Below are 11,268 nucleotides of genomic sequence, written 5' to 3'. Positions count from 1 at the left end.
GAGGTCGTGTCAATGTCATCGGCGCATTGATCGATAAATGTCTGCTGACGGTAGGTCAGTTTTGGTGATTCATTCATCATACGGACAAATCAATTTGTCCGATCAAGGGTAATTTGATGGCAAATGGATCCGGCTTGATCCCGAAAGTCAATCCAAGAATGTTGATTTCAAAACCTTCTACATCACTGACGATAACTCCGAACAGACCGAGTACAGACAGTTGCCAGCCACTGCCGCTTGGCGCCGTGGCTGTTATGCTGTTTCCCAGATAATCTTTGCCGATGGCTGTCGGTGGCAGATCCAGACCGATTTCCGGTACGGCTCGAGATAACCATGCGGTAAACGTATTCGAATTTGGACCTGGCCAGATCGTATACTCTTTTGAATAAGGATAAGTTTGTACTGCTTTGTCGATACGTTTGATAAGTTCATCCACACCTTCTCCTCGTTTTTCCGCGAGCAGCATTGGTGCATTACCAAACCAGCGTTTGTCTGGGGCCTGTTCATGAATTGCAACAACGGAACCACCCCAGCGAGCATACCATCCAGCGACTTCGTACACTGTAAATGATTCGGCGTGAGAGGGTTTAACAGCAAACCACGTGTGTACACCAAAAATTCCCCGCCAGCTGTAGGCACGTGCAGCATATACTTGAATAACCGCTTCTGGTGTTTCAGCCGGATCGGGCGCAAGCCCCGTCCGTGCACGACTCGCCGTTCTCCAGTCAGAGCTTCCGAAATTACAGCTCGCCACAGTAGCGATAAGTACAAGAACAATTGCGTAATTGCCAATATTTTTGACAGACATCACTCGTCCAAAATAGATTCTGGTATTAGGTTATTCGCTGGGATAAGGTAATCGTGTATTGCCCAATTTCTTCACCCGATTGGGGAAATCCAATTAATAGTTGGGTGTGTAAAAAAGCCCACCAAATTTGGCGGGCTTTTTTTAGCAATGGCACCTGTCTCCCTGGTTACAACAGTGGGATGATCAGTAACGCTACGATATTGATAATTTTGATTAACGGGTTAATGGCAGGGCCGGCAGTATCCTTGTAGGGATCGCCAACTGTGTCGCCTGTTACGGCAGCCTTATGGGCATCGCTGCCTTTACCACCGTAGTTGCCATCTTCAATGTATTTCTTTGCATTGTCCCACGCACCACCACCAGCAGTCATGGAGATTGCAATGAACAGGCCTGTGACGATTGAACCCATCAGTACGCCCCCCAAAGCTTGTGGACCAAGGAAAACGCCAACCAGTACCGGAATCAATACGGGCAGCAGAGATGGAACGATCATTTCCCGAATTGCAGCTTTGGTCAACATATCGACTGCACGGGAATAATCAGGTTTGCGGGAGCCATCCATGATTCCTGGAATTTCCTTGAACTGCCTGCGAACTTCAAGGACAACGGAACCCGCTGCGCGGCCGACTGCTTCCATCGACATTGCACCAAACAGGAAAGGTACCATCCCGCCGATGAACAGCCCGATGATTACCAGATGATTGGATAAGTCAAAAGTCAGCAATTTGTTGGCATGTTCGAGACCATGGGTATAGTCGGCGAACAGAACCAGGGCAGCCAGACCGGCCGATCCGATAGCGTAACCTTTGGTGACAGCCTTGGTCGTGTTGCCTACGGCATCCAGCGGGTCAGTAACGGCACGTACGGATTCGGGCATGCCCGCCATTTCAGCGATACCACCGGCGTTGTCAGTGATCGGACCATAGGCATCCAGTGCAACGATAATTCCGGTCATGGATAACATCGCAGTAGCTGCGATCGCTATTCCATAAAGACCGGCAAGTGAGTAAGCGACGATGATACTTGCACATACTGCCAGTACAGGTGCTGCAGTTGCACGCATTCCTACACCCAGGCCAGCGATGATATTGGTGGCATGTCCGGTAGTGGAAGCATTGGCGATATGCTGTACCGGTGGATATTCGGTAGAAGTATAGTATTCGGTGATGACGACCATGAGGCCGGTGAGAACCAGACCGATGGTTGTGCTGGCAAACAGACGCATGATCAGTTCACCACCACCCACTTCGGTGCCATCGAGCGTCAGGGTTGCTCCCCCCATGAACCATACAGTGATAGGCAGGTAAGCGAAGAAAGCGATTCCACCGGCAACGGCCAGTCCGCGATACAGGGCGTTCATGATTTTGCCGCCTTCACGCATTTTGACGAAATAGCAGCCGATGATTGAAGCAACGATAGAGGCTGCACCCAGTGCGAGCGGGTAAACGGCTGCATCGCCGGTACCGGTTTTGAACAGCAGGGCACCCAGCAGCATAGTGGCAATGATCGTGACCGCGTAGGTTTCGAACAGATCAGCTGCCATTCCTGCGCAATCACCTACGTTGTCGCCTACATTGTCTGCAATGACTGCGGGATTGCGTGGATCATCTTCAGGGATTCCGGCTTCGACTTTACCCACCAGGTCGGCACCAACGTCTGCACCTTTGGTAAAAATACCGCCACCCAGCCGTGCGAAAATCGAAATCAATGAACCACCAAAGGCAAAGCCGATCAGCGGGTGGATGAGGTCACTGATGCTGCTGGTTTCATCCGCGCCACTGACAAGCAGCGCAGTGTAACCTGCCACACCAAGCAATCCGAGTCCAACGACCAGCATTCCGGTCACGGCACCACCACGAAAGGCAATGGCCAATGCTTCATTCAGACCGCTGCGTGCGGCTTCGGCTGTTCGTACGTTGGACTGGACTGAAACGTTCATGCCCATGAAACCGGCCAGACCGGAGAGTATTGCACCCAGAGCAAAACCGATGGCTGTGTTCCAGGAAAGTGCCAGGCCGATGATGACGAATAAAACTGTACCCACCATGCCGATTGTCAGATATTGTCGTTTGAGATAGGCCGACGCACCTTCCTGTACGGCGGCTGCAATTTCCTGCATACGTGAATCACCCGCAGATTGTGCGTAAATACGCCGAATCCACAGGCCACTAAAAATCAGGGCAAGTATCGCGCTGCAGATTGCAATCGTTAAACCGTTTGCCATAAAGAACTCCAGTTAAAATCAGACCACCCTAATATATATACGGAGCCAGGCCTGACGGCCCCGCAATCAATCCACAATCAAAGTCATGAACAGCCTAAACGCATATTTTATATGCTCTTGCTGCCAAAAAACAAAACAGATTAAATTTTGAACTCCGTCAGCTTCTTAGTTACTGCGACATTTTTCAGCCTGACGTAATCAGGCAGCCCGTTTTTATACGGCGGATAGTCTTCTCCCTCGATCAGCGGGTTGAGGTATTCGCGACATTTGTCGGTAATGCCGAAACCATCTTTACTGATGAAGTCCTCGGGCATCATCTTTTCCACATTTGCCACTTTGGAAAGCTCGGCCATGCCGGTTTCCCAGGCATAAGGTGAACTGGAGATGCGTTCGATGGTCGGCATGACGGAATTATGCCCGGCAATCGCGTATTCCACTGCTGCTTTACCCATGGCATAGGCTTGCTCCACATCTGTGCCGGAAGCAATATGTCGTGCTGCACGCTGCAGATAATCAGCCACCCCCCAGTGATATTTCAGCCCTAAACCATTTTTGACGATATTTGCGATTACCGGTGCCACTCCGCCCAGTTGTGCGTGTCCGAAGGCATCACGCAGTCCCTGATCGGACAGAAATTTGCCATCGGCACCTTTTACGCCTTCTGATACCACAACCGTACAATAGCCGTACTCTTTGACGTAACGATCCGTTTTGGCCAGAAATTTCTCCTGATCAAAAGTAACTTCCGGGAACAGGATGATGATCGGAACCTCGTGATCTTTACTGGAAGCCAGTCCACCTGCAGCCGCGATCCATCCTGCATGGCGGCCCATTACTTCCAGGATGAATACTTTGGTTGAAGTTTTGGCCATGCTGGCCACGTCAAAACTGGCTTCCAACATGGAAACAGCGATATATTTTGCAACCGAGCCAAACCCCGGGCAACAATCAGTGACAGGCAGATCATTATCAACCGTCTTGGGTACATGAATCGCCTGGATCGGATACCCAAGCGTGCCGGCAAGTTGCGAGACCTTCAGGCAGGTATCGGCCGAATCACCACCGCCGTTATAGAAGAAATAGCCAATATCATGGGCCTTGAATACTTCGATCAGCCGCTCGTATTCGCGCCGGTTATCTTCCAAACTTTTCAGTTTGTAGCGACAGGAGCCAAAAGCACCGGATGGCGTATGGCGCAGTGCCCGGATTGCTTCAGTGGATTCTGCGCTGGTATCGATCAGATCTTCGGTCAGCGCTCCGATGATGCCATTACGCCCGGCATAGACTTTTCCGATTTTATCGGAATGTGCTCGTGCCGTTTCCAGTAAACCTGCTGCCGAAGCATTGATTACAGCAGTTACACCGCCAGATTGAGCATAGAACGCATTTTTTATTGCCATTTTCCACTCCTGGTTGATCAAAATCTGTTTTTCAAGAGCCGGGTAACGGTATCCGGGATGCACTCATTTTGTTTGTGTGAGTGCTACGATAATATTTTCCTGTATGGCTTCTACGTTGCCGGTTCCTGCAATTTTGATGTAATCCGGCGCACTGGGATCGTCACTGCTCGCCCATTCGGAGTAATATCCAATCAATGGCCGGGTTTGTTCATGATAGACCTGCAGACGCTTGCGTACGGTTTCTTCCCGGTCATCCTCACGTAGAACCAATGCTTCGCCGGTAACATCATCCCGGTCCGCAACTGCCGGCGGGTTGAACTCGATATGGTAAATCCGGCCTGATGGCGGATGTACACGACGCCCGGACAAACGCTTTATGATTTCGGCATCGGGCACGTCGATCTCGATGACATGATCTATATGTACGTTGGCCGTTCTGAGCGCATCGGCCTGGGGAATAGTGCGGGGGAAGCCATCGAACAGAAAACCGTTGGCACAATCAGGTTCTTCAATCCGCTTACGCACCAGATCGATGATGATTTCGTCTGGTACCAGACCGCCGGATTCCATGATTTTTTTTGCCATCATACCCAGTTCTGTCCCTGCTTTTACAGCATTACGGAGAATATCGCCGGTAGAAATCTGAGGAATGGAAAAACGTTCACGGATAAAATTTGCCTGCGTGCCTTTGCCTGCTCCTGGTGCGCCTAGTAAGATGATACGAATGTCAGCCTCCTTGAGTGTTATCAGGGATGGTGGATATCCCAAAGTGGTGTGTGCTGCAGATAGTCTGTGAAAAGCCATTGCAAGCGGCCGGTCCGGCAGACCGACACCCTTTTCTTTATATATAGTTTGCTGCCGATTATATCTCAGGCAGACTGGCAGCTTGAAGTTTTTGGGATTTTAGCGTATCGATTAACCACGGAAGCTGGATGACGTTTTTACAGATCGAATATGCGATAATTTCGATCTGCTTTTTTCGGGAATAATCATGGACGAAAACAAAAATAAGGCACTTTCAGCGGCACTTGCCCAGATTGAGAAGCAGTACGGCAAGGGCTCGATCATGCGGCTTGGTGATAGTGATGTGGCAAAAGATATTCAGGTGGTATCCACAGGTTCACTGGGTCTGGATATTGCACTGGGTGTGGGTGGACTTCCGCGCGGGCGCATCGTCGAGATTTACGGACCGGAATCTTCGGGTAAAACTACCCTGACGCTGCAAGTCATAGCCGAAATGCAGAAACTTGGCGGAACAGCGGCCTTTATCGATGCGGAACATGCGCTGGATCCGCAGTATGCTCAGAAAATCGGCGTCAATGTTCAGGAATTGCTGATTTCTCAGCCGGATAACGGTGAACAGGCACTGGAAATCACCGATATGCTGGTTCGATCCGGATCGGTCGATGTGGTGGTGGTCGACTCGGTGGCGGCGCTGACACCTCGCGCTGAAATCGAAGGAGAAATGGGTGAGCCGCAGATGGGGTTGCAGGCGAGGCTCATGTCTCAGGCTTTGCGCAAGCTGACGGCCAATATCAAGCGTACCAATACCATGGTGATTTTCATCAACCAGATACGCATGAAGATCGGAGTGATGTTCGGTAATCCCGAGACGACTACAGGAGGAAATGCGCTGAAATTTTATGCTTCTGTACGTCTGGATATCCGCCGTACCGGCTCGATCAAGCGTGGTGAGGAAATAGTCGGAAACGAAACCCGGGTCAAGATTGTTAAAAACAAAGTTGCTCCACCTTTCAAGCAAGCGGATTTTGATATTTTATATGGCGAGGGTATCTCACGTGAAAGCGAGATCATCGAACTGGGTGTATTGCACAAATTGATCGAGAAAGCGGGGGCTTGGTATTCCTATAATGGTGAAAAAATAGGGCAGGGCAAGGATAATGTGCGCGATTATCTGAAGGAGCGCAAGAACATTGCACGCGAGGTTGAGCAGAAAATACGTGCTGCCGTCGGACTTGCAGAGACAGACAGCCGGAGTGCCCCGCCTTCTTCCGGTGAATAAGGATGAGCTTGTATGCGCGCGCACTGAAATGTCTTGCCCGACGGGAATATTCACGGCATGAGCTGGAAAAGAAATTGTCCTGTCACGTGCAATCGTCCGATGAGCTGAAAAGTGTTCTCGACAGGCTTGAACAGCAGAAACTGCTATCCGATGAAAGAGCAGTCGAGCAGATTCTATCCACGCGCGGTCGCAAATATGGAAGCAAGCGGATACGCTACGAGCTGCAGATGAAGGGAATTGCCGATCATCTGATTGAAGCTGCTTTGGGAGAGTTCGAGCAGACGGAATTTTCCAGTGCGCACGCGCTGTGGTGCAAAAAATTTGGCGTTGCTCCATCTACATCGGAAGAACGGGGGAAGCAGATCCGTTACCTGGCAGGGAAAGGTTTTTCTTCCAAAGCGATAAGCAAAGTTTTGTCTGATGCCCGTGAAGCAGAAAATTGAATGATGAGGTTTTACATTGGACGGGTTTGTACCGCATAACGGTTGCACAAGGTGCTGATATGAAAAGTAGTGAAATCAGACAGAAATTTCTTGAGTTTTTCGAGGCGCGCGGCCATGTCATCGTGCCATCCAGTCCGCTGGTGCCGGGGAATGATCCCACTTTGCTGTTTACCAACGCGGGTATGGTGCAGTTCAAGGATGTGTTTCTGGGCCAGGATAAACGGCCCTATGTTCGGGCTGTCAGTTCGCAGCGCTGTGTACGTGCCGGCGGTAAACATAATGATCTGGAAAATGTGGGCTATACCGCGCGGCACCATACTTTTTTCGAAATGCTGGGTAATTTCAGTTTCGGAGATTATTTCAAACGCAATGCCATTTTGTTTGCCTGGGAGTTTTTGACTGGCTCGCTCGGCATTCCCAGAGATAAGTTGTGGGCAACCGTGTATGCAGAGGATGATGAAGCGGCGGATATCTGGCTCAGCGAAATAGGGATCGATCCCTCTCGACTGGTTCGCATTGCGACATCGGATAATTTCTGGCAGATGGGAGAGACAGGTCCTTGCGGCCCCTGTTCAGAAATTTTCTATGATCACGGGCCTGCTGTGGCAGGTGGCCCGCCCGGATCAGAGAAGGCAGAGGGTGACCGTTACATCGAAATCTGGAATCTGGTGTTCATGCAGTACAACCGTGATACCAATGGCGAATTGCATCCACTGCCTAAACCCTCGGTGGATACCGGTATGGGACTGGAACGTATCGCAGCAGTCATGCAGCAGGTGCACAGCAACTATGAAATCGATCTGTTTCGCAGTCTGATCGAGGCTGCAGCCAGAGTGACTGGTTCGGGAGATCTGTCAAACAACTCACTTAAGGTCATAGCGGATCATATCCGTGCCTGTGCTTTTCTGATTACCGATGGCGTCATTCCCGGTAATGAGGGTCGAGGTTATGTGTTGCGGCGTATTCTGCGTCGTGCCATTCGCCATGGATATCGGTTGGGGCAGAAGCAGCCATTCTTTTATCTGCTGGTGGATAATCTGGTTGACGTCATGGGACAGGCCTATCCCGAATTGACGCGGGCCAGGAAGCATGTGGCTGGCGTCATCAAGCAGGAAGAGGAGCGTTTTGCCGAAACACTGGAAAATGGCATGGAAGTGCTGGAGACAGCACTATGCCGTGGAAACGAGACGCTTTCGGGGGAAGTCGTTTTTCGCCTGTACGATACCTTTGGTTTCCCAGTTGACCTGACAGCGGATATTGCCCGGGAGCGAGGTATCGTGATCGATATGGCCGGATTTGAGGCGTGTATGGCAAAACAGCGGGATCGCGCCCGTGCCCGTGGCAAATTTACCATGCAGACAGGCCTTGAATATACCGGACAGCCAACCGAGTTTCATGGCTATGCTACGTTGCAGCGTGAGGCGCAGATTCTGGCGTTATACAAACAGGGCAGTCGTGTAGATTTTGTAGAAGCCGGTGACGAAGCCGTGGTCGTACTCGACCGAACCCCTTTTTACGCAGAATCGGGTGGACAGGCGGGTGACAGCGGAGAACTGCTGTCAGGGAATGGCACATTTACCGTAAGCGATACCCAGAAAATACAGGCCGGGGTATTCGGCCACAATGGCGTGCTGAGCAGTGGCCGGATAGCGGTGGGGGATCGGGTGATTGCCAGAGTCGATCAGATTGCACGAACCAATACTGCTTACAATCATTCTGCGACACATTTGCTGCACGCTGCATTGCGCCAGGTATTGGGTAATCATGTCACCCAAAAAGGATCACTGGTGGATGCCAGCAGGTTACGCTTCGATTTCTCGCATAACAACGTCATGCAAGAGAATGAGATACGTCAGGTTGAAAATCTGGTTAATGCACAAATACGTAAGAATCATGAAGTCGCGACGCAATTGATGGCCTATGATGACGCTGTTAAGCAGGGGGCCATGGCATTATTTGGTGAAAAATATAGCGATACGGTGCGCGTTGTGGCAATGGGTGATTTTTCGACTGAATTATGTGGAGGCACTCATGTAGGCCATAGCGGAGATATCGGTTTCTTCCGGATCGTTGCCGAATCCGGTGTGGCGGCAGGTATCCGCCGGATAGAGGCGCTGACGGGTGATGCAGCACTGGCTTATACGCAGCAACAGGAGCAGCAGTTGCAGCAGGTTGCCGATGTCCTCAAAGCAGCACCGCAGGAAGCAGCGCAGAAGCTTTCCCAGATACTGGACAATGTCCGGCAAATGGAGAAGGAGATCGCCACTTTACGATCGAAACTTGCCGGCATACAAAGCACTTCCCTGATTGAACAGGCACAGGAAATCAAGGGAGTCCGGGTGCTGGCGACAGCGCTGGAAAATGTCAATGTCAGAACGCTGCGTGAAACACTGGATAATTTCAAGAATCAGTTGAAATCTTGTGTCGTCGTACTCGGGACGATCGAGGGGGGTAAAGTGATACTCATTGCCGGTGTGACGGATGATCTGACAGTAAAACTCAAGGCCGGTGATCTGATCAACTTCGTTGCGCAACAGGTGGGCGGGAAAGGCGGTGGGCGTGCCGATATGGCGCAGGCAGGTGGTACGCTACCAGAGAAGCTGCCACAAGCTTTGGCCAGTGTACCGGGCTGGGTGGAACAAAATCTTTGATCCGTACGGGAATGTTTTAAAAAAAATGATGGCAACAGCCAGCAATTTTCCTGGGCTGTAAAGTACTGTCAGCATTGGCCATTTCTGAGAATTTATTCTAATAACTTTATTCAATTATGACGACAACCAGACATTGCAAATTACTTATTCTCGGATCCGGCCCTGCCGGCTATACAGCGGCCATTTATGCGGCGCGTGCCAATCTCAATCCGGTGCTGATTACCGGAATGGCGCAAGGCGGGCAGCTTACAACGACGACCGATGTGGATAACTGGCCGGCTGATGTTGCTGGTGTGCAGGGACCGGAGCTGATGGAGCGTTTCCTGAAACATGCTGAGCGTTTCCAGACCGAGGTTATATTCGACCATATTCATACCACCAATCTGTCAGAGAAACCGTTTGAGCTGATCGGTGATCAGGGAGTCTACACCTGTGATGCTCTGATCATTGCAACCGGTGCTTCTGCAAAATATCTCGGGCTACCCTCTGAAGAAGCCTTTATGGGGAAAGGTGTTTCGGCCTGTGCGACGTGTGATGGTTTCTTCTACAAAAATCAGGATGTTGCAGTGATTGGTGGAGGTAATACCGCAGTGGAGGAAGCGTTGTATCTCTCTAATATTGCTCGTAAGGTGACGGTGGTGCATCGGCGTGACAAGTTTCGTTCAGAAAAAATCATGATCGATAAGCTGATGGAAAAGGTGAAAAGCGGCAAGATCGAGTTGGCACTGGATCATGTTCTGGAAGAAGTAAAAGGTGATGACAGCGGTGTCACCGGAATCCGTATCCGCCATGTCCGCAACGATACGACACGTGATCTGGAGTTACAGGGTGTATTCATTGCCATTGGGCATCACCCCAATACCGATCTGTTTCAGGGGCAATTGGAAATGAAAAACGGCTACATTGTTACACAAGGCGGTAATGAGGGAAACGCAACAGCGACCAGCATTCCTGGCATATTTGCGGCCGGCGATGTACAGGATCATATTTACCGTCAGGCAATCACCAGCGCGGGTAGCGGTTGTATGGCTGCTCTGGATGCAGAACGGTATCTGGAACAGTCCGTCTGAATATCATGGATTTATCGTACCCATGTTTACAGATGGAGTCGGACGATAAATCTTCATCTGAAGAAATCATCGGCGATGATGATACCGCTTTGTTCCGTGAGGCTATGCGAGATGTCAGGCCGCTTGCCGGGACCAGGAAGATTATTTGCGCATATTCCAAGCATCAATCATTTCCTCGACCAAGAAGTGTATCAGCTTCATCGGATATTCAGGATATTCTTACTGATAGCTGGCGGCAGGATGTGGAAGAAAATGAAGAATGGTCATTTGCTCGTCCGGGTTTGCAGCGATATACCTTGCGGAAATTGCGACGCGGGAACTGGCCTGTTCAGGATGAACTTGATTTGCATGGTTTTAACCGGGATGAGGCGCGTCGGGTACTGGTGATATTTCTGAATAAAGGTATCCTGCGGAGATTACGTTGTGTGCGTGTCATCCACGGCAGAGGACTCAGTTCAAGGAACCGCAAACCGGTACTAAAAATCCTGACAGGAAACTGGCTTATGCAACATAGCGACGTGCTCGCTTTTTGTCAGGCATTGCCTGAGCATGGAGGAAGTGGTGCTATGCTGATTCTTCTAAAAAATGCTAATAAACCTGAGTTCGGGATAAGCCCTCAGGGTTGAGCCAAGCTATTGACTCTGGTCAG

At 50.5% G+C, this 11,268-nt stretch carries 9 protein-coding genes; 5 read left to right on the top strand and 4 right to left on the bottom strand.

Translation table 11 applies throughout. The features are described from left to right. Nucleotides 1-76: 76 nt before the first annotated feature. From ABUL11_RS10035 to adk, 4 genes are all read right to left on the bottom strand, one after another. Nucleotides 77-808 (bottom strand): DUF3750 domain-containing protein, encoded by a 732-nt coding sequence (locus ABUL11_RS10035; RefSeq protein WP_350283718.1) that lies wholly within the window; start codon nt 806-808, stop codon nt 77-79. Nucleotides 809-974: 166 nt separating this feature from the next. After that, a complete protein-coding gene (locus tag ABUL11_RS10030) occupies nt 975-3,032 on the bottom strand; it encodes a sodium-translocating pyrophosphatase (RefSeq protein WP_350283717.1) in 2,058 nt (685 codons plus the stop codon). Nucleotides 3,033-3,172: 140 nt separating this feature from the next. Further along, a complete protein-coding gene (locus ABUL11_RS10025; RefSeq protein WP_350283716.1) occupies nt 3,173-4,432 on the bottom strand; it encodes a 6-phosphofructokinase in 1,260 nt (419 codons plus the stop codon). 63 nt (nt 4,433-4,495) lie between these two features. After that, nucleotides 4,496-5,158, bottom strand: coding sequence for an adenylate kinase (gene adk / locus ABUL11_RS10020; RefSeq protein WP_350283719.1), 663 nt, complete (start codon nt 5,156-5,158; stop codon nt 4,496-4,498). Nucleotides 5,159-5,423: 265 nt separating this feature from the next. Here adk and recA point away from each other — a divergent pair, with 265 nt between their 5' ends. From recA to ABUL11_RS09995, 5 genes are all read left to right on the top strand, one after another. Continuing rightward, nucleotides 5,424-6,455 carry a recombinase RecA gene (gene recA / locus ABUL11_RS10015; protein WP_350283715.1) on the top strand — a complete coding sequence of 344 codons (1,032 nt, stop codon included), beginning with the start codon at nt 5,424-5,426 and terminating at the stop codon, nt 6,453-6,455. Nucleotides 6,456-6,457: 2 nt separating this feature from the next. Beyond that, entirely contained in the window at nt 6,458-6,898 is a 441-nt protein-coding gene (recX, locus tag ABUL11_RS10010) for a recombination regulator RecX (protein WP_350283714.1), read from the top strand. Between the two features lie 59 nt (nt 6,899-6,957). Continuing rightward, complete coding sequence (gene alaS / locus ABUL11_RS10005; RefSeq protein ID WP_350283713.1) at nt 6,958-9,549, top strand: alanine--tRNA ligase; 2,592 nt, start codon at nt 6,958-6,960, stop codon at nt 9,547-9,549. A 116-nt stretch (nt 9,550-9,665) separates the two neighbouring features. Continuing rightward, entirely contained in the window at nt 9,666-10,619 is a 954-nt protein-coding gene (gene trxB, locus ABUL11_RS10000) for a thioredoxin-disulfide reductase (RefSeq protein WP_350283712.1), read from the top strand. 5 nt (nt 10,620-10,624) lie between these two features. Next, on the top strand, nt 10,625-11,245 hold the full coding sequence (locus ABUL11_RS09995; protein WP_350283711.1) for a Smr/MutS family protein: 621 nt from the start codon (nt 10,625-10,627) through the stop codon (nt 11,243-11,245). The last annotated feature ends 23 nt before the right edge of the window (nt 11,246-11,268 follow it).

Origin of the sequence: Nitrosomonas sp. (genome assembly GCF_040256045.1) — a bacterium.
Classification (GTDB): domain Bacteria; phylum Pseudomonadota; class Gammaproteobacteria; order Burkholderiales; family Nitrosomonadaceae; genus Nitrosomonas.
The sequence above is the reverse complement of the archived record's forward strand: the minus strand, read 5'-3'. Positions and strand labels throughout refer to the sequence as shown.